General features: G+C 46.0%; 21 protein-coding genes. 19 read left to right on the top strand and 2 right to left on the bottom strand.

Features of this window, described 5'->3' with window-relative positions; genetic code table 11:
• Positions 1 to 48 precede the first annotated feature (48 nt).
• The 7 genes from M4J38_RS02885 (at position 49) to M4J38_RS02855 (ending at position 6,331) form a co-directional block, all read left to right on the top strand.
• Positions 49 to 909, top strand: a complete 861-nt coding sequence (locus M4J38_RS02885; protein WP_251758023.1) for a MotA/TolQ/ExbB proton channel family protein — start codon at positions 49 to 51, stop codon at positions 907 to 909.
• A gap of 70 nt (positions 910 to 979) precedes the next feature.
• Positions 980 to 1,630, top strand: coding sequence for a biopolymer transporter ExbD (locus tag M4J38_RS02880; protein ID WP_251758022.1), 651 nt, complete (start codon positions 980 to 982; stop codon positions 1,628 to 1,630).
• A gap of 28 nt (positions 1,631 to 1,658) precedes the next feature.
• A complete protein-coding gene (locus tag M4J38_RS02875; RefSeq protein WP_251758021.1) occupies positions 1,659 to 2,192 on the top strand; it encodes a biopolymer transporter ExbD in 534 nt (177 codons plus the stop codon).
• A 20-nt stretch (positions 2,193 to 2,212) separates the two neighbouring features.
• Positions 2,213 to 3,049: an energy transducer TonB gene (locus tag M4J38_RS02870; protein WP_251758020.1), complete on the top strand. Its 837-nt coding sequence runs from the start codon at positions 2,213 to 2,215 to the stop codon at positions 3,047 to 3,049.
• Between the two features lie 93 nt (positions 3,050 to 3,142).
• Positions 3,143 to 4,519 (top strand): tRNA uridine-5-carboxymethylaminomethyl(34) synthesis GTPase MnmE, encoded by a 1,377-nt coding sequence (gene mnmE / locus M4J38_RS02865; RefSeq protein WP_251758019.1) that lies wholly within the window; start codon positions 3,143 to 3,145, stop codon positions 4,517 to 4,519.
• Positions 4,520 to 4,898: 379 nt separating this feature from the next.
• Entirely contained in the window at positions 4,899 to 5,240 is a 342-nt protein-coding gene (locus M4J38_RS02860) for a type II toxin-antitoxin system RelE/ParE family toxin (protein WP_251758018.1), read from the top strand.
• A gap of 2 nt (positions 5,241 to 5,242) precedes the next feature.
• Entirely contained in the window at positions 5,243 to 6,331 is a 1,089-nt protein-coding gene (locus M4J38_RS02855) for a HigA family addiction module antitoxin (RefSeq protein WP_251758017.1), read from the top strand.
• A 22-nt stretch (positions 6,332 to 6,353) separates the two neighbouring features.
• Here the strand turns inward: M4J38_RS02855 and M4J38_RS19835 are convergent, their stop codons facing one another.
• Positions 6,354 to 6,521 carry a DUF4172 domain-containing protein gene (locus tag M4J38_RS19835; protein WP_374662829.1) on the bottom strand — a complete coding sequence of 56 codons (168 nt, stop codon included), beginning with the start codon at positions 6,519 to 6,521 and terminating at the stop codon, positions 6,354 to 6,356.
• A gap of 324 nt (positions 6,522 to 6,845) precedes the next feature.
• On the opposite strand from M4J38_RS19835, the gene M4J38_RS02850 reads away from it, so the two are divergent.
• The 9 genes from M4J38_RS02850 to M4J38_RS02810 all read left to right on the top strand — a co-directional run bounded on the left by M4J38_RS02850 (position 6,846) and on the right by M4J38_RS02810 (position 18,445).
• Positions 6,846 to 7,304 carry a mobile mystery protein A gene (locus M4J38_RS02850; protein ID WP_251758016.1) on the top strand — a complete coding sequence of 153 codons (459 nt, stop codon included), beginning with the start codon at positions 6,846 to 6,848 and terminating at the stop codon, positions 7,302 to 7,304.
• The gene (locus M4J38_RS02845; protein WP_251758015.1) at positions 7,295 to 7,891 is read left to right on the top strand and encodes a mobile mystery protein B; all 597 of its coding nucleotides are present in this window, start codon (positions 7,295 to 7,297) and stop codon (positions 7,889 to 7,891) included. Before M4J38_RS02850 ends, M4J38_RS02845 begins: the two co-directional genes overlap by 10 nt.
• Before the next feature lie 46 nt (positions 7,892 to 7,937).
• On the top strand, positions 7,938 to 10,346 hold the full coding sequence (locus tag M4J38_RS02840) for a DEAD/DEAH box helicase family protein (protein WP_251758014.1): 2,409 nt from the start codon (positions 7,938 to 7,940) through the stop codon (positions 10,344 to 10,346).
• Positions 10,343 to 11,554, top strand: coding sequence for a restriction endonuclease subunit S (locus tag M4J38_RS02835; protein WP_251758013.1), 1,212 nt, complete (start codon positions 10,343 to 10,345; stop codon positions 11,552 to 11,554). Before M4J38_RS02840 ends, M4J38_RS02835 begins: the two co-directional genes overlap by 4 nt.
• Positions 11,520 to 13,535 carry an N-6 DNA methylase gene (locus tag M4J38_RS02830; RefSeq protein ID WP_251758012.1) on the top strand — a complete coding sequence of 672 codons (2,016 nt, stop codon included), beginning with the start codon at positions 11,520 to 11,522 and terminating at the stop codon, positions 13,533 to 13,535. The genes M4J38_RS02835 and M4J38_RS02830 overlap by 35 nt, the downstream gene beginning before the upstream one ends.
• Before the next feature lie 608 nt (positions 13,536 to 14,143).
• Complete coding sequence (locus tag M4J38_RS02825; protein WP_251758011.1) at positions 14,144 to 15,373, top strand: PQQ-dependent sugar dehydrogenase; 1,230 nt, start codon at positions 14,144 to 14,146, stop codon at positions 15,371 to 15,373.
• Between the two features lie 89 nt (positions 15,374 to 15,462).
• The gene (locus M4J38_RS02820; RefSeq protein ID WP_251758010.1) at positions 15,463 to 16,329 is read left to right on the top strand and encodes a DUF808 domain-containing protein; all 867 of its coding nucleotides are present in this window, start codon (positions 15,463 to 15,465) and stop codon (positions 16,327 to 16,329) included.
• A gap of 181 nt (positions 16,330 to 16,510) precedes the next feature.
• Entirely contained in the window at positions 16,511 to 17,833 is a 1,323-nt protein-coding gene (locus M4J38_RS02815; RefSeq protein ID WP_251758009.1) for an amidohydrolase family protein, read from the top strand.
• 192 nt (positions 17,834 to 18,025) lie between these two features.
• Positions 18,026 to 18,445 (top strand): VOC family protein, encoded by a 420-nt coding sequence (locus tag M4J38_RS02810; protein ID WP_251758008.1) that lies wholly within the window; start codon positions 18,026 to 18,028, stop codon positions 18,443 to 18,445.
• Positions 18,446 to 18,563: 118 nt separating this feature from the next.
• On the opposite strand, the gene M4J38_RS02805 is transcribed toward M4J38_RS02810, so the two are convergent.
• Complete coding sequence (locus M4J38_RS02805) at positions 18,564 to 18,785, bottom strand: hypothetical protein (protein WP_251758007.1); 222 nt, start codon at positions 18,783 to 18,785, stop codon at positions 18,564 to 18,566.
• 576 nt (positions 18,786 to 19,361) lie between these two features.
• On the opposite strand from M4J38_RS02805, the gene M4J38_RS02800 reads away from it, so the two are divergent.
• The 3 genes from M4J38_RS02800 (at position 19,362) to M4J38_RS02790 (ending at position 22,861) form a co-directional block, all read left to right on the top strand.
• Positions 19,362 to 20,609 (top strand): porin, encoded by a 1,248-nt coding sequence (locus M4J38_RS02800; protein WP_251758006.1) that lies wholly within the window; start codon positions 19,362 to 19,364, stop codon positions 20,607 to 20,609.
• Between the two features lie 108 nt (positions 20,610 to 20,717).
• Positions 20,718 to 21,323, top strand: a complete 606-nt coding sequence (locus tag M4J38_RS02795) for an RNA polymerase sigma factor (protein ID WP_251758005.1) — start codon at positions 20,718 to 20,720, stop codon at positions 21,321 to 21,323.
• A 368-nt stretch (positions 21,324 to 21,691) separates the two neighbouring features.
• Positions 21,692 to 22,861 carry a FecR family protein gene (locus tag M4J38_RS02790; RefSeq protein ID WP_251758004.1) on the top strand — a complete coding sequence of 390 codons (1,170 nt, stop codon included), beginning with the start codon at positions 21,692 to 21,694 and terminating at the stop codon, positions 22,859 to 22,861.
• The last annotated feature ends 21 nt before the right edge of the window (positions 22,862 to 22,882 follow it).

Below are 22,882 nucleotides of genomic sequence, written 5' to 3'. Positions count from 1 at the left end.
ACTTCTTTAGATTGTAAAAAATTAAAAAAAACACTAAAACAAAAGAACATGGCTGAAACAAAACCGACTGCGACTGCAACAGTGAAAAGTGCAACGTCAGTTCAACCAAAGAAGTCCGGCAACGCGATCTCCTTTCTTGCGCCGGTAATTTGTATCATCGCTGGTTACCTGATCTGGCGTTTCATTCTGGGCGATCCGGCTTACTTTAAAGTGCCTGATGCCGCCGGTGGATTCTGGCCCTCTCACAAAGGCCCGTTAGACGCGTTGCACCGCATGTACGAAGGTGGTATCATCGTTCCCCTGCTGATTGGATTGTTCCTGATGGTAATCACCTTCTCTATCGAAAGAGGTCTTACAATCGGTAAAGCTACCGGTAAAGGATCTGTTTCTGATTTCATCCGCAAAGTACAGTACCACCTCGCCAACAAAAATGTTGACGCGGCACTGGCTGAGTGCGATAAACAACAAGGTTCCGTTGCCAACGTAATGAAGGCCGGCCTGAAGCGTTACAAAGAAATGATCTCTGACACTGAACTGGCTACCGACCAGAAAGTTATGGCGATTCAGAAAGAAGTGGAAGAAGCCACTGCCCTGGAACTGCCCATGCTGGAAAAGAACCTGGTGTTCCTCTCCACCATCACTTCCGTGGCTACCCTGATCGCCCTGCTCGGTACGGTAATGGGGATGATCAAATCCTTCGCCTCTCTCGGTGACGGTGGCGCAGGTGCAGCATCTGAACTGGCCGTAGGTATCTCCGAAGCCCTGTACAACACGGCCCTCGGTATCGGTACTTCCGCCGTTTCCATGATCATGTACAACATCTTTACTACCCGTATCGACGGTATCACTTACGGTATCGACGAGTCTGGCTTCACCCTGACACAGAGCTTTGCTTCCCTGTACAAATAATTTTGTGCAAGGCGTATGGAATCCGTTTCCATTTGAATCTTAATTTTCAAGAACAAGCAAAAACTCAAAGATGCCAAAGATCAAAGCAGCGAGAAAAAGCACCTGGGTGGATATGACGGCCTTCGTGGATGTGGCATTTCTGATCCTCTCGTTCTTCATGCTGGCTACCAAGTTCAAGCCTGAAGAACCAGTAGAGATCACCACACCAAGCTCCGTTTCCGCCAAGCAGCTTCCTGAAAAGGATGCGATGCTGATCTCGATCGATAAGGATGGTCGCGTGTTCTTCGCGGTGGATAACCCCGATATGCGCGAACAGATCATCACCAACCTGAACAATACACGTAACCTGGGCCTTACACCGAAGCACATCGCTTCGTATAAGAACGCCCCCAGCGTTGGTGTACCGTTCAGCCAGTTGCCGCAATTGTTGAGCCTTACGCCGGAACAACAGATCAAAGCGAAACAACCCGGTATTCCCGTGGACAGTACAGGTGGGGAACTGGCTTTCTGGATCAGGGACGCGATTTCCGTTTACGCGGGACGTACCCTGAACTTCCTGATCAAAGCCGATAACTCTACCAAGTACCCTTCTTTCAAAGGAGTGGTGAACGCACTGAAGATCAATGACCAGAACAAGTTTCTGCTCATTACTTCAGGAGAAGACGCGCCAACAGGTTCCGATCTTGAAAGAAAACGTGCCCAGGAAGCCAAGAAGAAATAACACATTCCTCACTTAAAAAAGTACGATCATGGCAGATATGGATGTGTCGGACAAGGGTGGCCATAAGAAAGGCCCCGGGGTCAAGAAGTCCAAAAAGAAGAATGCGAGAGTGGATCTTACCGCGATGGTGGATCTCGGATTCCTGCTGATCACGTTCTTTATCTTTACCACTACCATGGCGCAGCCTACCGCAATGGACCTGCTGATGCCAAAGGATACGCCGGATAAAGAAAAGCAACAGAAGATCAAGGCTTCCGGAGCGCTCACCCTCATGCTCGGCAAACAGGATGTAATTTATTACTACGAAGGAGAAGATCCTTCCACACTGATGCCCACCAGCTACAAGGATGTGCGTGATATCATCATCAAAAAGAAAAAGACCACGAATCCCGACGATTTCATGGTGGTGATCAAACCCACGGAAGACGCTACGTACAAGAATACCGTAGATATCCTGGATGAAATGACCATCAACGTCGTTGAGAGATACGCACTGGTTGATATCAGGCCCGATGAGCTCAATTTTGTGAAACTCACCGAAGCCGCGAATGGTATTCAGTAAAACTTATTAAATCAATACGCATGGAAGCAAATAAGATACTAAGTGCCGATATTCTTGACATCGTTTTCGATGGCAGGAATAAAAACTACGGCGCTTACGAATTGCGGAAGAAGTATAATAAGCGGCTTACCATCGCCCTTATTATCACCGCTTCCCTGGCGGCCCTGATCCTCCTGCTTACGATCATTTCCTCCCTCAACAAAGATGAGAAGGTGGAAGAAGTGAAGATCGATGAAGTGGAACTGACCGAGGTGAAGGAGCAACCCAAGGAAGAACCGCCACCGCCGCCTCCGCCACCACCACCACAGGCTGAACCACCCAAAGTGGAAATGAAGCAGTTCACTCCGCCCGTGGTAGTAAAGGACGAAGAGGTGCGTGAAGACGAAAAACCTCCGAAAGTGGAAGAACTGACCGATACAAAGATCAGTACCATCAATCAGGAAGGTATTAAGGATGAAGGCATCGTTGCACCCCCTGCCGGCGACGGCGGTAAAGGTGTGGTGGTGGCCCCCGCCAAAGTGGAAGACGACCTCGACAAGGTTTTCCAGAAGGTGGAGATCGAATCCAAATACCCCGGTGGTCCCAGCGCATGGGCACGTTACCTGAACAGGAACCTCCGTTATCCCGACCGCGCCGTTGAAGACGGTATTCAGGGTACCGTGGTGATCCAGTTCATCGTGGACCGCGAAGGGAACGTGAGTGAAGTAACCGCCCTCAACGACCCAGGGGGTGGACTGGCCGAGGAAGCCATCCGCATCATCAAAAGGAGCGGTAAATGGGAACCTGCCATCCAGAATGGCCGCCAGGTAAAATCCTACAAAAAGCAACCGATCACTTTCCGTTTGGAAGAAGGATAGTAGTAAGGAAGCTGCCTATATTGATCCCCCGTTTTTTAACGGGGGATTTTTTTTGCCCTTCGGCGCCACCGATTCCCCGCTTATCTTTGTCCCATGAACAAACTTTCCGGCTGGAACGACACCATCGTAGCATTATCCACCCCCCAGGGCATCGGGGCCATCGGCGTGATCCGGTTAAGCGGAACGGAGGCCTGGCAAATCGTAAACCGCCTGTTCCCTTCCAAAGATATCCTTCGGCAGCCAACGCACACCCTTCATGTCGGGTTCCTGAAACACAACGACCAGGTGCTGGACGAAGCCGTGGTGGCTTTATTCAAAGGCCCGCGCTCCTATACCGGGGAAGATGTGGTGGAGCTGTCCTGCCATGGCTCGCCCTATATCCTGGAGCAGGTCATCAACGCCTGCGTAACTGAAGGGGCCAGGATGGCCAAACCCGGAGAGTTCACCCAACGTGCCTTCCTGAACGGAAAACTGGACCTCACACAGGCCGAAGCCGTAGCCGACCTCATCGCCAGCAACTCCGCCGCCGCGCACCATACCGCCCTGCACAACATCAGGGGCGGCTTCTCCGCCGTGCTGAAAGACCTGCGCGATGAACTCATCCAGTTCTCTGCACTCATCGAACTGGAACTTGATTTCTCCCAGGAAGATGTGGAGTTCGCCGACAGAACCAGGTTGTATGAGCTGATTACACACGCGCAATCCGTTACGGGTCAACTCATCCAGTCTTTCAGGCTGGGCAATGTGATCAAGAATGGTATCCAGGTGGCCATCATCGGGAAACCGAACGCCGGGAAATCAACATTACTGAATGCACTGCTGAACGAGAACCGTGCCATTGTAAGCGATATCGCCGGTACCACAAGAGATACGATTGAAGAAGTACTGAATATTGAAGGTGTGCTTTTCCGCCTCATTGACACCGCCGGTATCCGCGACCATACCGCCGATGCAATTGAAATGATCGGCGTGGAAAAGAGCCGGGAGAAAATGCGCTCCGCCGATCTGGTATTGTATTTATTCGATGTAAATGATACCGTGCAAGAAGTGGCTTCAGCAGTGAAAGAGATCGAAGCAACCGGAACACCTTATGTGCTGTTGGGCAATAAGGCCGATACGCTTCCGGAAGCAACGCTGAAAGAAAAATTTTCTTCCCTCAAGGTGCTTTTTCTATCTGCAAAACACGTGTTGAATATCGAATCCCTTAAAAAGCGGTTAGTCGACGCCGTTATTTCCGGTGATCTCGGTTCTGAAGATACGATTGTGACCAATGCCCGGCATTACCAGGCTTTGCAACAGGTGGCCGCGGCATTGAGCGATACGAAGAATGGGATGGATAACGGGTTGCCCGGGGATTTGCTGGCGCTGGATATACGCAGGTGTTTGCATTTTATAGGAGAGATTACCGGGGAGATTAATACGGAGGATAAGCTGGATTATATATTTAGTAAGTTTTGTATCGGAAAGTAATATCTTACTTTTGTTTCTAAGAGAGCATGCAAGCAGAGAAAAAGGAATGAGAAGATTGATGTGGTCATCAAGGGAGAAAGCTATAAAGTCCTTTATAGCCCTGTCATAGCTCAAAAGGATATTCTTTCCGTTGTGGAAACCTGCCAGTTAATAATTGTCGGCCCATGGATCATATACAGGCTCTTTGATAAAGAGAGCTCAAAGCAGGCAAACTGGGCAGAAGTATCTGCATTTCCCGGGGAGCACAATGAATTATTCAAGCTAATTGAAGCATAGCACTAACACTTTGGCAAACAAGCCATTAACAATCATACGGCCAGTATAAAAGTGAATATTTTAACTTACATTTACTGTTAACTGAAAAATTATTATCTTTGCGGTGAAAATTACTTTTGCAGATAAGAAATTGGAAAAACTGGTTAATGATGACCGGAAGATGCTAAGGGAGCTTGGTAAGCTCCGGGCTGAGAAGATTAAGGCGAGGCTGGCACAGCTGCGATTTGCCACCACCCTTGAAGACGTAAGATACTTGCCCGGCAATTACCACGAACTCACCAGTAACCGCAAAGGGAAATGGGCTTGCGACTTAGACCAGCCATACCGGTTGGTTTTCACTCCCCACGAAAATCCTATCCCCACCAATGAAGACGGGCAATACATCTGGTTAGAGATCGCAGGCGTAGAAGTAATTGAAATTATAAATTACCATAAAGAGAAATGATCATGGCTAAGCAGAATCAATATTTCCCACAATCAGTTCCGCATCCTGGTGAAACCTTAGCCGAAAAGCTGGAAGAAATGGAAATGGGGCCTAAAGAATTTGCTCTCCGAACTGGCAAGCCGGAAAAAACCATTATTGCTGTAATGAAAGGCGAAAGCTCCATTACACCCGATATGGCGGTGCAGTTTGAAAATGTAACCAAAATTCCAGCCCATTTTTGGATGAACCACCAGCGGGGCTACGATGAGTTTATAGCAAGAGAGAAACGCAAAACAGCCATTGATGAAGCCGTGGTATGGGCAAAGCAATTTCCGCTGTCAGATATGATAAAAAAAGCCTGGTTGCCACCCGTTACCACTATTCAAGAAAAAACAATGGAGATGCTGGCATTCTTTGGTTTCAGTAATCATACCGCCTGGGAAGATTATTATTTCAAACAGCAGTTGAAAGTGGCTTTCCGCATTTCGCTGGCTCAAACCAACGAGCCTTATGCCATATCCGCATGGCTTCGCAAAGGTGAATTGCAGGCAGCCGAACTGGAAGCAAACGACTATTCAGAAAAGAAGTTCAAAGAAGCGCTGCCGCAGATAAAATCTATCATGGCAGCACATCCCGAAGGTTTCTTTAACCAGTTACAAAACATCTGCCTCGAAGCAGGGGTTAAAGTGGTACATACCCCCTGCATCAATAAAGCACCTATCAGCGGTTCTACCCGTTGGTTAAATGATACTCCTTTTATACAGCTAACGGGCCGCTACAACCGCAACGATAGTTTCTGGTTCACCTTCTTTCACGAAGCCGGACATATTCTCTTACATGGTAAAAAAGACATTTTCTTAGAGAAGGTGGAGTATTCCGATAAAGACCTGGAAAAAGAACTGGAAGCAGATGAATTTGCCTGTAAGTGGACATTAACCGAAGACGAAGAAGCAGAAATATTAGATGCGGCCCCACTCAGCAAAGACGACATCAGGGCTTTTGCCAAACAGTTCAATACCCATCCTGCCATCATTATTGGCAGGTTGCAGCATAAGAAGTTAATACCTTACTCACTGGGCCGTGAATATTTTGAGGCGGTAATATTTGAATAAACCATTTCCGCAAGATATCTGGTCACGGTTGCGGGAGTAAGGTCACCTGTAATTCATCCACATTGTCGGACGATACCGAATTAAGCGAACCTAAAATCAAACGCGAATTCCATCGGAATACGCGTTCTAAATGTATAAATGCCGCTGCATCAAAGTTGAAGTTTGGCCAATCAGATCTCTCCAAATCCATTTCATGAGCCATAAATATTACTTCTACAACTCATTAATACTAATTAAATGAGCGATTGAGTAAATTTCTATCGCTCATGGGAAAAAACTTGGCGGAAAATTTATGCTTAAACCTGGCAATGTATATAAAGAGTCTTCTCTCCTTTGGAGAGGATGGAGGATGAGCTCTCTTTTCCCAATCCTCATTTCTCAGCATTCGCATCTCAGGAAATCCTACAAGCTTAAGTCAGTAGAGTTTGTCAGGTTAAAACCTTCCTTTTTCTTTTTTTTGTCAGGCTATTTCCTTACATTTATCTTTATTTAGTCAGGGCGTAACCTTACAAATATGGCTAAGAAATCATTACAGCTACAGCAGTTGAACGATAAAATGCTGATTTATAATAGTTTGCAGAAGATTGCGCCGCCGCCTACAGGCTGGATAAAAGCGGTGCGTACCGCCATTGGCATGAGTCTGCAACAGTTAAGCAGCCGCCTTTCTATTACCCGGCAAAGCGTACAGGAGATGGAGCAACGCGAAAAAGATGGTTCCCTTACCATAAAATCCCTACGGGAAACTGCTGCCGCTTTAGATATGCAATTGGTATATGGATTTGTACCCAAAGATGGTTCGCTGGACGCATTGATTGATAGAAAGGCAAAAGAACTGGCAAAGCAAATTGTGCTTCGCACATCCAACACGATGAAGCTGGAAGACCAGGAAAATTCAATAGCAAGAATTGAAAGGGCTATAGAGGAAAGAGCAACAGAAATAAAAAACGAAATGCCTAAAACTCTATGGGATTAGACCTGGAATACCTGGACGGACAAACGCCGCTGGATGAAGATGAGAAAGAAGGGCTTAAAATTGCCACTATTGCCACCCGCGGCGAACTGGATGAATTTGAACAGCAGAATATTGAACAGGCTATCCTCTGGACCTTGAAACGAAAGTTTAAACCCGAGGCTGTCTTTACTGAAAAGCTTGTGCGACATGTACACAAAAGGATGTACGGAGATACCTGGGCATGGGCGGGAGATTTCAGAAAAACCAACAAAAACATTGGTGTTGACAAATGGCAGATACCCACAGACCTGCACCATTTGTTAGGCGATGCAAAATACTGGATGGAAAACAATACATTTTCGCCGGATGAAATTGCTATACGGTTTAAACACCGTATTGTTAGCATTCATTGTTTTCCCAATGGCAATGGAAGACATAGCCGGTTAATGGCAGATATAATAATTGAAAAGATTTTTGGTTTGCCGGTGTTTACATGGGGTGCTGCAAACCTGGTAAAACTGGGCGACCAGAGAAAGGAGTATTTAAAAGCATTGAAGGCGGCAGATAATGGGGATATGGAACCGTTAGTGAAATTTGCTAGATCATGAACGGAAAACATAATAAGCAAAGACTGAAAATTTATAGCGTATGCCAATGAATGAACAGGAAACCCGTTACCACTTAATTGATCCGGTTTTAAGAACCAAGGGTTATGACGATATAACTAAGCTCAGATGTGAAACTCCTGCACCAGTAGAGCCTACCGGACCAAAGGGGCGTAGGAAAAAAGGTGCTGGTCGCACGGATTATTTGCTTTGTGTAAAGGCAGGTTCAATGCCCAAGCCTTTGCCTGTTGCTGTATTGGAGGCAAAAAAAGAGAATGAAGATGCATTGAAGGGAATGGATCAGGCAAAAAAATATGCCGAGTGTGAAAGGTTTGAAGTGAAATATGTATTTGCCAGCAATGGGCATTTATATGGCGAGTTTGACCACTTCACAAGATTGCAGGCTGGTCCTTTTCCGCTAGATGATTTTATTACACATGATGATCTGACCAAACGATATGCAAAAGATACAGGCATTGATTTAAGTTCTCCCGAAGCAAAAATGCTGTTCATGCCCGATAGTCCACCCTGGAATAAATACAGGTATTATCAGGATGCGGCAATACGGGCAGCCTTTGAGAAAATCATTTTGCAAATTCAAAAAGGCGAAGATCCAAGAGTTTTATTATCGCTTGCAACTGGTGCAGGCAAAACCATTATTGCTACAAATATTTTATGGCGTTTAAATGAAGCAGGGCAATTACCAAAGCCTGCTTTGTTCATTTGCGACAGAGACGAATTGCGTACACAGGCGTATGAAAAACTAAGTGCTGCTTTTGGCGATAATGTTAGGATTGTAAAAACGGATAAAGGCGAAAACGCTGCAAAGAATGCACGTATACATATCGCAACTTATCAAACCCTGGGTTTGGATGATGAAACACCCGATGATAAAGTGGCAAGCTTCCTTACAGAAAACTATCCTGAAAATGCTTTCAGCGTTATCATTATAGACGAGTGCCACCGCTCTGCATGGGGTAAGTGGTCTGAGGTGTTGAAACGTAATTCAAAAGCCATTCACTTAGGTCTTACAGCTACGCCACGCAAACTCATTACAAGCAAAGAATTGCCGCCGGAAGAAATAGCAATCACCGCCAATAATTTCAATTATTTTGGCGAACCGGTATATGAATACACATTAGCCCAGGCACAGGAAGATGGTTATCTGGCTGCCTGCGAAATTGTAAAACGCAAAGCTGACATTGACAAAAGAGTTTTCACTAAGCAGGAAATACTGGATGCAAAAGTTGCCAATATTAAAACTGGGCAACCTTTAACTGAAGCTGATTTAAAACAAAACGAATACACGGGTAAGGATTTTGATGATGAACTTTTCTTTGAATGGCGTACACCTGCGATGTGCGATGATTTATTTCAACAGCTCATTGAAAATGGTGGGCCAGAACAAAAAGTAATCATCTTTTGCAACAGGGAAATACATGCCGATAGAGTAGTGATGTACATGAGTAACCTCTATACCAAATGGTGCAAGGAAAACAACCAGCCCATAAAAGATGATTATGCTTTTAAATGTATGGGTGGTCCCAATGGTGGGGCAGATAAAATAGAGCCCATGCGCGGCTCCGGTCATCGGGCTTTTATTGCCTGTACGGTTGATTTGCTGGAAGCCGGTGTAGACATAGAACGCTTAAATGCCGTTGTTTTTTTTCGCTACCTGAAATCGGCAATCAAGTTTTACCAGATGGTTGGGCGCGGCACAAGGATACACGAAGAAACGGAGAAGTATAAGTTTTGGTTGTACGATTATACCGGCGTTACTGATTTGTTTGGAACTGAGTTTATTTCTAAATACCGAAAACCCAAAGAAGGCAAATCTGGTAGCGGAACAGATGACGATGATGATGACGGCGGTGGTGGTGATATATCACCTGCCGTAGGTGAAGTACGTGGACATGCGGTGAAAATTACCCCCGAAGGTCGATACATATTGGGCAGCAGGGATGGAAAGGAAGTTGCCATTCCGGTGGATGTATACCGGGCAGAGATAATGCAACGGGTATTAAGTGAAGCTCATAACCTTGCGGATTTTAAACAACTATGGATTGAAACGCAAAAAAGGCGTTCGTTGATTAACCATATTCTGGAAGCCAACTTTTCGCCGGAAGTAATACAGGAAATAGATAAAATGAACGACTACGATCTCTTTGATTTCTTTAGCCACGCAGGCTATAAAGCGAAAGCCTTAAAACGTACTGAAAGAGGATTGCTGTATGTAGATGAAAACAAAACCTGGTTTGATGGCATAGATAAAAACGCAGCCACAGTTTTAAAAGCCCTGGGACATCAGTTTACCTTAGGCGGCACAGATGCTTTGGAAACACAATCGCTATGGGATGTGCCGGAAATAAAACAAGCGAAAGGTTTGGATGCATTAAGAAAATTAGGAAACCCTATTGATGTAATGAAAGATGCAAAAGGGAGGTTGTTTAGGATATGAAGTGGATTTCCGATAAGCTAGGTAACCTGACCGATATTATCAGTGGCTCTACACCGAGTTCAGAAGTAAAAGCCTATTGGGGCGGTGAACACGTTTGGATAACCCCGACTGATTTGGGCAAGCTTGAAGGGTTGTATATAACATCAAGCGAAAGAAAGCTGACTGGTGCGGGTCTGAAAAATGCAAGTCTTACCCTTATACCCAAAAACTCGGTAGTAATGTCTTCACGGGCACCAATTGGGCATTTAGGTATTACAACAACCGATATTTATACCAATCAAGGGTGCAAAAGTTTTGTGTGTAGTTCTAAGGTGGATGCTCTTTTCTTGTATTATACTTTAAAGCAACAAGTAAAGAAGATTCAATCGCTTGGTAGCGGTTCTACCTTTGCCGAAGTGTCCAAATCAATGCTGGAGGATTTTACAATTTCCTTTCCGGAGAAAATTACTCACCAAAAACAAATCGCTACAAATCTTAAAACTCAATTATCAGAAATTGAGAAAGCAAGAAAGGCTGCGGAGATGAAACAGCATGAGTTAAAAGCTATTTCGACTAAACAGCAACAAACAGTGTTAGATATTTTAGAAGATTTGCCTCGTGTTCCGCTTGATTATTACTTGGAAGGAATTGAAGCTGGAAAGAGCATTCAAACAACCGAATTGCTTGCGAAGAAAGATGAAGTTGGTGTATTGAAAGTTAGTGCAGTTAGTTGGGATAAGTTTCAGCCAGATGAGGCAAAAGCTGTCATTGGAAATTACAATCCACCTATAAAGCATCAGGTAAAAAAGGGGGACTTAATTATTACAAGAGCGAACACTTTGGAATTGGTTGGAGCTGTTGTTTTGGTAGAACAAGATTACCGAAACAGGCTTTTATCTGATAAAACACTCAGATTAAAACTGAAGCCAGATGAAATAATTCCTCAATATCTTTTATACATTTTAAAGTTGCCGGAGGCAAGGAAACATATAGAAGATAATGCAACAGGTTCAAGTAATTCTATGCGGAATATTTCGCAAAAATCAATCTGCACCATTCCTATACCACAGGCAGATGAAACATTGCAAAAGGAAATAATTGAACTGATGCAGAGCAACAGAGCAGAAGTGAAAAAGGTAGATGAAGCACTGAAGCTGATGTTGGAAGATTTGGATGTGCTACCCAATAAAATCCTTGACCAAGTTTTTAATGAATTTGAAAATGAGTAAAACGAAAGATAAAGTAAAGGCGGTAAAAAAGAGCAACGGCAAACAATCTAAAGCTATTGGTTCTACGCAATCGTTATCTTCTTATGTAAAGTCTATTTGCGATATTATGCGTCGCTCCAATTGTGCCAGTGCGTTGCAATATGTGCCGGAACTTACATGGATTTTATTCCTTCGTATTTTAGATGCACAGGAGCAAAAAGAAAGAGAAGAGGCAGAAGTGTTGGGCAATATTTATATGCCTGCGTTAGTAAGCCCTTTCCGCTGGCAGGATTGGGCAGCACCATACAGCGATAAGCCGGGCCATCCCAAAACGGCAGATGGCAAACCGCAGGGCTGGAAACGGCAGGAGCTTTTTGCAAAAGGCGATAAAAAACTGTTCGATTTTATCAATAATGAATTATTGCCGCACCTGCATGGATTGGATATCGATAAGGCAACCGGGCAGCCAAACCCCAATGCCACACGTAAGCAACGCATCATTGGTCGTATTATGACGGCTGTAGAAAGAGTTCGTGTAGATAGTGAAACCAATTTGCGGGACATTCTGGATAAAGTGCATCAATTGCACACCGATAATGTGGACGATACACACTTTTTCACCTTGTCGCAGGTATATGAAGATCTGTTGCTGAAAATGGGTGAAAAAAACAGTGATGGCGGACAGTTCTTTACCCCTCGTGAAGTGATAAGGGCGATGGTGCTTACCATGAACCCTGAAACAGGTAAAACCATTTTTGATCCTTGCTGCGGTACCGGTGGTTTCTTGGCGGTAGTGTACGAATACTTAAATCAAAAATTAGGAAAGGATATAGCGAGTACCGATATTGATGTTTTAAAACACAATACATTTTTTGGTAAGGAAAAAGAAAACCTGGTCTTTCCTATCGCATTGGCTAATCTGGTCTTGCATGGCATAGATCAACCCAACATCTGGCACGGAAATACCTTAACCAACCGCCCTACTTACGGAGCATTGTTTGAAAATGCACCGTCTACTTTTGATTACATATTCACCAATCCGCCTTTTGGTGGCAAGGAAGGAAAGGATGCTCAGGACAGGTATTCCTATTCCACCAGTTCAACACAGGTGCTTTTTGTGCAGGATATTATTGCTCACTTATCGCATGAAGGAACTTGTGCTATTGTGTTAGATGAAGGGCTTTTATTCAGAACGAATGAAAGTGCCTTTGTTGAAACCAAACGTAAGCTGGTAGATGAATGTAATGTCTGGGCAATCATTAGTATGCCCGGTGGTGTATTTTCAACAGCCGGTGCCGGTGTAAAAACAAACCTGTTGTTCTTCACTAAGGGTAAACAGACCGATAAGATTTGGTACTACGATTTGTCGCATGTAAAAGTGGGCAAAAAAACACCAATGACTTTAGCCCATTTCGGATTTGATAAAAGCGGTAATGTTATTGAAGATAGTAAACTGCCAGCTACGCTTACCAGCGATTGGCTGGAAGATGAAGAAGTAAAAGATGAGGCATTCCCGACTTATGCAAAGATGCTTGCCAGTAAAAGTGAAAGCCGCTATTCCTGGACCATTGATTTTGCAGCACGTAGAGCCGAAGCGCTTGAAAAAATGCAGCCTTACAAAGACAATGCTGCAAAATTAAGAGAAGAAATTATTCCGCTGAAAGAGCAGCTAAAAGTTTTCAAAAAAGAGAAAAAAGATAAAGAAGAAATTAAAGCGTTAGAGCTACAAATTACAAGTATTGAAAAAGTCATAAAGGAGCAGGAAGCGATCATTTCAGATATTGATGCAAAAGTGTTTGATCTGAAAGCTGTAAATCCCAATGCAGTTGTTAAAACAGATACGAGAACTACTATTGAAGTAATTGAGAATATTGAAGCACAGGCAAAAATTATTGAAGATGCAATGAGTAATTTGAAGAAGATGCTTGATAAATCAGAAAAAGAAGCAATAAAACAGCAAACAAAAAATGGTGTACTTAATATGCCCAGTCGAACCCAATAACAGCGCAAATAAAAGTACATGCAGCACTTAAAAAAGAAGAAGTTTTTGATGCATTGAAATTGGGTGTGTTCATAAGTTTAATTCAGCAATATACGAGTTGTTTATATATGGAAAGACTAGCTCAGGGAGATAAAACTTACGGCTATTACGAATACGCTAAAGAACAGGAGTTTGAACAACTGATTGTTCAGCAAGCCAATCATATAGCAATAGTATTTACATAGACATTAAGAAACGAATCGGTGATAGTATTATCACCATCCCAGACGGCTACTTGATTGATTTTTTTCGAGGCCGAACCTCGTCTATTCATTATCGAAAAAGAGCTTTCAAGCCATGATCCTTATAAGCACGTTCACAGCTACCCAAATTCGCTATTTAATATAAAGCCAGTGGAAGAAGAATAAAGCCTTCTTGTTAGAACACTTAATAGCTCACCCCCCAAGTCTCTCCTAAATACCTCACCTTCTAAAATTCTTTAGTAGTTCCGAACTTTGGCTTATGCCGATGTCATCGGCAGGCGGGTAATTGGATCTGATCTTTTCCCGGCACGTTTTTTTTAGTCTTAGGAAGAATTGGTCATATTTCCTTACCTCAAAAAACGTGTTATGCTAACTAAAAACCACAAACACACCTTCTTAGCCGCTTTCGCAGGAATATCTCTTTTCCTCACCTCCTGCAAAGACGAAAACGAAAACCCCGGCGTGATCACCGATCCCGTTGAAACCAACGACCCCAATACAAGCTACCAGCCTGCATTTGAAGGACAAACAAGGGCAAACGGACTCAAAACCACCACCACCTATAATCCACGGATCATCACCAGTTCCCTCGATGCGCCCTGGGGCGTAGCTGCGCTTCCCGATGGAAGACTGCTGATCACCGAAAAAGCCGGCACCATGCGCATTGTTACGCAGGCGGGCCAGGTAAGCGCACCTGTAACAGGAATTCCCCAGGTGAACCCAGCCGGGCAGGGTGGATTGCTCGGACTTTGTCTAGATCCCGATTTTTCCAGCAACCGTATGGTGTATTGGGTATTCTCTGAACTCAGTGCCGGAGGAAATGTGACCGCGCTGGCCAAAGGAAGATTGTCTTCCGATGATTCCAGGATTGAAAATGCCACGGTCATCTACCGCGCAACGCCGGGTTATGTAGGTGCACTGCATTATGGCGGAAGGGTGCTGTTCGATAGAAGCGGACACCTGATCCTGAGTACGGGAGAACGCTCCGATCTCATCACAAGGCCGCAGGCGCAGGATTTGAATTCAGCGCTCGGTAAAATCATCCGCCTTACCAAAGATGGCAACTCCGCTCCTGGAAACCCATTCACAGCGCAAGCTGAAGCGCGTCCTGAACTTTATACTTACGGGCACCGCAATCCACAGGGATTGGCCATTCACCCCGTTACAGGTGATATTTGGTCAGGAGAACACGGTCCCCGTGGCGGTGATGAAATCAACCGGATTGAAGCCGGTAAAAACTATGGCTGGCCCGTTATCACGTATGGTATTGAATACAGCGGTGCTGTAATTGGGGACGGTATTCAGCAGAAAGAAGGGATGGAACAACCGGTGTACTATTGGGATCCCGTGGTTTCTCCAAGCGGCATGACTTTCTACAGCGGCAACAAAATCCCCGAATGGCGCAACAACCTTTTCATTGGCGCGCTGAGCGGTATGCACATCGTACGCCTCGCATTTGACGGCAACAAAGTAATTGGTGAAGAAAGATTACTCGTAAGCGAAAGGCAGCGCTTCCGCGATATCACGCAGGGACCGGATGGCGCATTGTATGCAGTTACCGACCAGGGCAGGTTGTACCGCATCAGCAACGATTAAACAACTGTATACCGGAAATTTTGAAGGATGCTGATATTGTGCTTAACTTCCCGCTTCAATTGTAACCTTTAGCAAATTCATTTTCATAAATGGCATCCGGAATTTTCGCTGTTCTCGACGATATCGCCGCATTGATGGACGATGTGGCTGTGGCAAGTAAACTGGCAACAAAAAAAACGGCAGGAATCCTGGGCGATGACCTCGCGGTAAACGCGGAGAAAGCTACAGGATTCCTTGCTTCCCGTGAACTCCCGGTGCTATGGGCCATTACCAAAGGTTCTTTGGTGAACAAGCTCATCATTGTACCGGTCGCTTTTTTATTGAGTTTTTTCTTCCCCGTCGCCATTAAAGTAGTATTGGTAATCGGAGGGATATACCTCGCTTATGAAGGGGTGGAAAAGATCGTCGAATTCCTTTTTCACAAAAAACACCAGGACAAACCTGCCGCAGAAGAAGTGGCGGAAGAAGGGTTGGAAGCTGAAAAGAAAAAAGTAAGGTCCGCCATCTCAACGGATTTCATCCTTTCCGTGGAAATCGTGATCATCGCGTTGGGAACGGTATTGGATAAACCGCTCACCACACAAATTTTGACCGTCTCCGTTGTCGCGTTTATCGCTACTGTTGGCGTGTACGGTATCGTGGCGCTTATTGTACGCATGGACGATGCCGGGCATAAACTGATCAAACGTTCGGGCGACAAAGGCTTCCTCGCTAAAATGGGGAACCTGCTGGTGCGCGCCCTTCCCGTGATCATCCGTTCGCTGGCCGTAATAGGCACCCTCGCGCTGGTCCTGGTTTCCGGCGGCATCTTCGTACACAATATCGATTACCTCCACCATGTACTTCCAGGCGTACCTTCCATGATCAAAGAGATCATGTCCGGATTGATTGCCGGGCTTATTGCGGTATTGCTGGCAACTGCCGGTAAGAAACTCTTTTCAGCCGTAAAGAAGTAGCAAAAAACAATCGAAGTACTGGACAGGCATTTTCAGTGGATGGTTGGGATATCCTGAACAAAATGGTTTTCCAGCCTGAATAACTTAACTTTAAGCAGATCGCTTTTTACTGAAATTCATTAGTTGTCGTTAGGCTTAAAAATTGATTTGTAGCGCAAACCATCATCTAAACCAAACAGGTATGCGTACACTATTTTGCTTGCTGCTTCTTGTCATTACCATGTCCGCTTCCTCACAGGAAACGAAATCTATTCTTTTTGAAAAGGTGCGTGTCTTCAATGGCCGTTCCGCTGTTGTTTCCGAACCCATGTATGTGCTGGTCAACGGAAATACTATTCAGAAAATCAGCGCCGTTCCTATCGATGTGGCCACTGATGCGGTGAAGATAAACGGAGAAGGAAAAGTGTTGATGCCGGGGCTCATAGATGTGCACGTGCACCTCACATTCGGCGCGCTGTCCAAAAAGGACATGCTTTCACCTGAAACCACGGAAGCCATGTTGATGCAACGGGTAGGGATATCCGCTGAAAAAACATTGTTGCGTGGTTTTACCAGTGTGCGTGATGTAGGCGGTCCGATTTTCCCCCTGAAAGCCGCTATAGATCAGGGAAAAATTAACGGGCCGAGAATATGGCCCTCGGGCGCGACCGTTAGCCAGACTGCAGGCCATGGGGATTTCCGAACACCCGATGAGCGTTCCCGCCGCTTCTTCGGGGAAGCTTCCATGGCGGAAAAGTACAACGCTACCTTTATCGCCGATGGGCGGGATGAAGTACTTACGGCCGTCCGGGAGAACCTGCGTTTCGGCGCCAGCCAGATCAAAGTGATGGCCGGAGGCGGCACGTCATCCGCTTATGATCCCGTGGATGTTACCCAATACACTTTAGATGAGATGAAAGCCGCTGTGGAGGCCGCCGGCGACTGGGGTACCTATGTTACCGTTCATGCCTACACGCCAAAGGCGGTACAACGGGCCGTGGAAGCCGGTGTGAAATGTATAGAGCACGGTCAGTTGCTGGATGAATACACTTTAAGACTCATGGCGAAGAAAGGCGTATGGCTCAGTCTACAAAACCTTGTGGAAGATACGCCCGATATGGATCCGCAACGCAGGGAGAAACGCAAACCGGTGATTGAGGGCCAGGAAAAGATTTGGCCGCTGGCGAAAAAGCTGAAAGTAAAACTCGCCTGGGGTACCGATTTTCTCTTCGAACCCGAGCTGAATGAAAGGCAGAACGAATTCATCCTTCGGTTGAAGAAATGGTTCACCACCGCGGAAATACTGAAAATGGTGACGCACGATAACGCGCAACTGCTGGCGCTGTCCGGGCTAAGAAGTCCGTATGCCGGTAAACTGGGCGTGGTGGAAGAAGGCGCCCTGGCCGATCTGTTGCTGGTGAATGGGAATCCATTAGAGGAGATTGAACTTATCGCCGATCCGGCGAAGAACTTCCTTGTGATTGTAAAAGATGGAAGGATGTATAAGAACATGCTTCAGCAATAGTGGTATGCGCTGCCCCGTTTTTTTCTGCGTGTGGCGAAAAGGGCTTAGGCCTTCCAACTGCCGGACTTTTTTATCACATGAAAAGTTCAGTTTATTCCTGTCGCAATCGCCCCGGAATTTGTCTTTATTCCGTCCATATTTTACCTGCCGTTCTCCCTACATTTGTATCCTTCACCCAATAAAACATTCAACATGATTATCAACCCTTATCTGAATTTCGATGGCAACGCGGAAGAAGCTTTCCGCTTTTACCAATCCGTTTTCGGCGGCGAACTTTTTGTGCAGAAAATGAGCGCCGCTCCCGGTATCGAAGGACTTTCCGAAGCAGAAAAGAACCGCGCGATGCACGTATCGCTGCCGGTTGGTAACGGACAGTACCTCATGGCCTCCGATTGCTTACCCTCCGCAGGACACGTACTTACCGTAGGCAACAACAACTACATCTCCGTTGCACCCGACAGCAGGGAAGAAGCCGACCGCCTTTTCAACGGACTTTCAGCCGGTGGAAAAGTTGAAATGCCCATGGCAGATATGTTCTGGGGCGATTATTTCGGCTCCTTCCAGGATAAGTTCGGCGTATGCTGGATGATCAATTTTACGAATCCGAAGTAACCTCACCCGCCCCTCTCCCCTGGGGAGAGGGGCAATGTTTATCGTAACCGAAATGATTGGTGGTAGTAGGGAGCTTTTCTTTGGGTGTTTTTGTAATGCGGTGTTTATCTTGGATACTTCAATTAAGCCTTACGAATTTCTTGCTTTCGCCACTCATCAATGCTTCGCGCCTTTGCGTCTCCGCAAGAGAATTATCCTCCAATGTAACGTCCTGAATTATCTCTTCCAAAACAGCCGTTCCGGTAAAAGTTCTTCCCTTAAATCCACTCCCCACCAATAAACGCATGGCGTATAAAATATCTTTCTTTAAAAATCCTCTATAGCTATCCAATAAAATCATCTTCGTTAATAAACTCTTCCTATAAATCTACTCCTTACCAATCCATGCGTGGGATCTCCAATACCTCTCCTTACAATTCTCTAAGCTTTCACAAAAAAACGCTCCCCAAAAAAGTTTTGCGCATAAACCTATGCTCTAATCAACGCGTGGCGTTCCCAGTATCTTCCATCAAAAATCATCGCAAAAAACCATCTTCCCCTAAAAGTTCTGCCCCAAAACCGACTCCCCACTAATCAACGCGTGGCGTCGTAGGCGTTGCGAGTTGCGAAGTAATGGTGAGAAAATATTCCCCCAGCTAACTGCACACCCAACCACTCTTTGCGTCTGCGAGGAACGAAGCAGTGCTCCATTGCGTCTGCGACGTGCACAGCACAAAGCAGTTTGCGTGAAAAACTATCCTAAAACCAATCCTTAAAGCGCTCCGCCCACTACCGCAGTAGCTCCCATGTTAAGTTTTCATTAACTAAATGTTACCATTCGTTTAATTCAGTGTGACCAAATCATTACTTTAATGTTAAGTCCTGAATTTTGCCCCGCTACGAACGAACAAATTTTAGTACTTTAAAACTCTTTACTTTGACTATCAGGACCTTATGGCTGCTGATCGTAATGATCACGGCTGTTAGCCCCTTGAAAGCGGCTGCAATATTCCCGGACACGCTCCAGTTGCCCGACCGTTGGCTACAACCAGCCCCGACTTCCGAACCTGAAAAGAAATGGTACGAACGCATTAACCTGCGGGGCTACGCCCAGGTTCGTTACAACCGTTTGCTGGAAACCAACAGCAAGCTGGGTTGTGAACAGTGCGACAAATCCTGGGGAGAAAACGGTGGCTTTTTTATCCGCCGGATACGCCTCATCTTCTCCGGCCAGATCACGAAGAACATCTCCTTTTACATCCAGCCGGATTTTGCCAGCAGCGCCGCCTCAGATAAACTGCATTTCGGCCAGATACGCGATGCTTATTTCGATATCGGTCTCGATTCCCTCAACGAATTCAGGCTTCGTATCGGGCAAAGCAAAGTGCCTTATGGTTTCGAAAATATGCAATCCAGCCAGAACCGCCTTCCCCTCGACCGCCACGATGCTCTTAACAGTGCCGTGGCCAACGAACGCGATCTCGGACTCTTTTTCTACTGGGCGCCAAAAGAGAAAAGGGAACTTTTCAGTGACCTCGTCAGTTCCGGCCTCAAAGGTTCAGGCGATTACGGCGTATTCGCTTTCGGCGCGTACAACGGACAAACGGCGAATAGTCCGGAAATGAACAATTCCCCGCACATCGTAACGCGTTTCTCTTACCCGATGAAAGTAGGCAGACAAATCATTGAACCCGGCATACAGGCGTACACCGGTAACTACACCATGCCGCGCTCCAATGTAAGTGCGGAGGCCAAAGCTCCTTCAGAACTGCGTTTCAAAGACGAGCGGGTGGCGGGTACTTTCGTTATGTACCCCAAACCGTTCGGGATACAGACGGAATACACTTTTGGCCGGGGTCCTGAATACAATAAAGTAACCGACAGCATCGAAACACAGTCATTGCAGGGTGGATACATTCAACTGATGTACCAGATCCGTGGAAAGAAGCACATCGCATTTCCCTTTGTGCGCTACCAATACTACGATGGCGGTAAAAAGCACGAGCGCGACGCCAGAAGTTATACCGTCCGCGATCTGGAGATCGGCATCGAGTGGCAGCCTGTAAAATATTTTGAACTGGTGGCCATGTACGTGATCTCAAACAGGCGCTATGAAGATGCGGCACTTCCCGAGAACCACCAGGTGGGCAACCTCCTCCGTTTGCAAGCCCAGGTAAATTTCTAGGTGTTTACACGGTACCCGGTGGCACAGCTATAGCGGTGCCACCGGGTACCGTTAAAAAACGGTATTTTTGGAGCATCTACGAACGGATAGGCTTTGGTAAGGCTATAAATGATGCAGAAATACCACGACGATAGTATTCTTTTGGACGCTTTGAATAAGGGGGAGGAACAGGCCGTGCGCCATCTTTTTCACTTGTATTATCCTTCCCTCAGGTATTTCGCTACGGGCATCGTGGTCCATACCCAGGAAGCGGAGGATATCGCGATCAGGGTTTTCCAGAAGTTCATCGAAAAAAAGTCCGGCTTTTCATCCATTCCCGCCATTCGTTCTTTCCTGTATACTTCGGTCAAAAATGCCGCCATCGACTTCCTCCGTAAAGAGCACACCCGGTTGAAAAAAGCGGAAGAGATCGGTTACCTTGTCACGGTTTCAGAAGAAATAGAAGATGAAAAAATGTTGGAAGCAAAGGTGCTTCAACTGATCTATGAAGAGGTGGAACGCCTTCCCACGCAATGTTCCATCATTTTCAAGGCGTATTTTTTTGAAGGAAAAGACACTGCTTCCATCGCTTTAGCAATGGGGCTTAGTCCGCAGACGGTGCTCAACCAAAAATCAAAAGCCATTGCGCACCTGCGCTCCTTTATCAGGAAACAGGGTGTTATTCCTGCGGTAGCCTACGGATTTATCGTATCGTTAGTTGCGCGGGGTGGGTGAAAATCTTTTGAGATGCCCAGTGTTTACACCGATAATAAGTTCCCGGGGAATAATTGTTTCGGAAGCGATAAACTTATCGTGATTGGAAAACCGGTGCCACCGACGTTGTTTTCCCCTTCGCTCCTCCGTTAAAATACTTGCACGCAAACTGGTATTTCTTATCTGCGAAATGAAGAAAAAACTGATCAACGTAGCATCGTCTATCTTTCCTAATACCACACGCAAACAAACGCGCCTCTCCCCGGAGAGGGGATGGGGGTGGGGCTTCTCCGGCAATAAATGCTGAAAAAAAAACTTTCTCTTACCAATGGTTAAACCTTTAGCTGCCCCGTTCTAACCATAATCCTTGCCTGTAATACAAGTTTGTTATGCCAGAATTGATGGAATTGGATCGTTTGATCCTGAAATATTTATCGGGAACCCTTACTGAACCGGAGGAGGAATATCTTTTTCGTTGGAGAGATGCGTCTCCGAAGAACGGGGAAACCTTTGCGCGCCTTACCAGCAAAGAATGGCTGGCGGATGCTTTGGAAAAAATGAATGCCTCCGGAGAGGCTGCCGCCTGGGAAAGGTTGCGTGCATTGGAGCGGGGCACTTCCGCGAAAGTGGTTCCCTTCAGGAGAAGGTTTGGGGCTGTGGCCGCAGCAGTAGTTCTTTTCATCAGCATTGGAGCCGGTATCTGGTGGTTCACGCGTCCTGTTGAGAAACATGAACTGGCGCAGGAGCAAAGGTTCCGCAACGATGTGCCGCCGGGAAAAGAAGGTGCCTACCTCACGCTGGCGAATGGAGCAAAAGTATTATTGGACAGCATGGGAAATGGTTTATTGAAAGGCCAGTCGGAAGCAGGAATCCGGAAAGATGGCGGGCAACTGACTTATGAAGCGGTGGTGGGCGAAATTGTGCAGCACACCCTTTCCACGCCCAAAGGAAGAAAGTTCCGGCTGGTATTGGCCGATGGTACCGTGGTGTGGCTGAACGCTGAATCTTCGATTACTTTCCCAACGGCGTTTGTGGGAAAATCAAGGGAGGTCAGTATTTCGGGAGAAGCATATTTCGAAGTAACCAAAACAGGGAAACCATTTTTCGCGCACATGGATGGTATGAAAGTAGAAGTATTGGGCACGCGTTTCAATATGATGAATTATAACGATGGCGGATCAGTAAAAGCAACATTGGTGGAAGGCTCGGTACAAGTGGAAGCACGGGAGGGGAATAATCTTATCGTAACCCAACTGGTTCCCGGAAGCGAAATGGTGCTCGAAAACGAAAAGGTGAATGTGCAAGATGCCGATATTGAAGGAACCCTTGCCTGGACCAACGACCTGTTCGCTTTCAACGATGCAAACATCAGGCAGGTGATGCGCCAATTGGAGCGCTGGTACAATATTGAAGTGGTGTACGAAGAAAAGGTGGAAAAACACTTTACGGGAACCATTCCCATGAACGTGAACATCTCTACCGTACTGAAAGTGCTGGAGCTGACGAAAGGCGTGAAATTTCTGGTGGAAGGAAGAAAAGTGACCGTGATGAGCAACTGAGTCTCTGCAATGCCGGACCGG

Source organism: Parasegetibacter sp. NRK P23, from assembly GCF_023721715.1.
Lineage (GTDB): Bacteria > Bacteroidota > Bacteroidia > Chitinophagales > Chitinophagaceae > Parasegetibacter.
This window is presented reverse-complemented; position numbering and strand designations above follow the sequence as displayed.

Coding starts and splice junctions, on each gene's coding strand:
- M4J38_RS02885 (WP_251758023.1), top strand. CDS start 49: ATGGCTGAAACAAAACCGACTGCGACTGCAACAGTGAAAAGTGCAACG.
- M4J38_RS02880 (WP_251758022.1), top strand. CDS start 980: ATGCCAAAGATCAAAGCAGCGAGAAAAAGCACCTGGGTGGATATGACG.
- M4J38_RS02875 (WP_251758021.1), top strand. CDS start 1,659: ATGGCAGATATGGATGTGTCGGACAAGGGTGGCCATAAGAAAGGCCCC.
- M4J38_RS02870 (WP_251758020.1), top strand. CDS start 2,213: ATGGAAGCAAATAAGATACTAAGTGCCGATATTCTTGACATCGTTTTC.
- mnmE (WP_251758019.1), top strand. CDS start 3,143: ATGAACAAACTTTCCGGCTGGAACGACACCATCGTAGCATTATCCACC.
- M4J38_RS02855 (WP_251758017.1), top strand. CDS start 5,243: ATGGCTAAGCAGAATCAATATTTCCCACAATCAGTTCCGCATCCTGGT.
- M4J38_RS19835 (WP_374662829.1), bottom strand. CDS start 6,521: ATGGATTTGGAGAGATCTGATTGGCCAAACTTCAACTTTGATGCAGCG.
- M4J38_RS02850 (WP_251758016.1), top strand. CDS start 6,846: ATGGCTAAGAAATCATTACAGCTACAGCAGTTGAACGATAAAATGCTG.
- M4J38_RS02845 (WP_251758015.1), top strand. CDS start 7,295: ATGGGATTAGACCTGGAATACCTGGACGGACAAACGCCGCTGGATGAA.
- M4J38_RS02840 (WP_251758014.1), top strand. CDS start 7,938: ATGAATGAACAGGAAACCCGTTACCACTTAATTGATCCGGTTTTAAGA.
- M4J38_RS02835 (WP_251758013.1), top strand. CDS start 10,343: ATGAAGTGGATTTCCGATAAGCTAGGTAACCTGACCGATATTATCAGT.
- M4J38_RS02825 (WP_251758011.1), top strand. CDS start 14,144: ATGCTAACTAAAAACCACAAACACACCTTCTTAGCCGCTTTCGCAGGA.
- M4J38_RS02820 (WP_251758010.1), top strand. CDS start 15,463: ATGGCATCCGGAATTTTCGCTGTTCTCGACGATATCGCCGCATTGATG.
- M4J38_RS02815 (WP_251758009.1), top strand. CDS start 16,511: ATGCGTACACTATTTTGCTTGCTGCTTCTTGTCATTACCATGTCCGCT.
- M4J38_RS02810 (WP_251758008.1), top strand. CDS start 18,026: ATGATTATCAACCCTTATCTGAATTTCGATGGCAACGCGGAAGAAGCT.
- M4J38_RS02805 (WP_251758007.1), bottom strand. CDS start 18,785: ATGATTTTATTGGATAGCTATAGAGGATTTTTAAAGAAAGATATTTTA.
- M4J38_RS02795 (WP_251758005.1), top strand. CDS start 20,718: ATGATGCAGAAATACCACGACGATAGTATTCTTTTGGACGCTTTGAAT.
- M4J38_RS02790 (WP_251758004.1), top strand. CDS start 21,692: ATGCCAGAATTGATGGAATTGGATCGTTTGATCCTGAAATATTTATCG.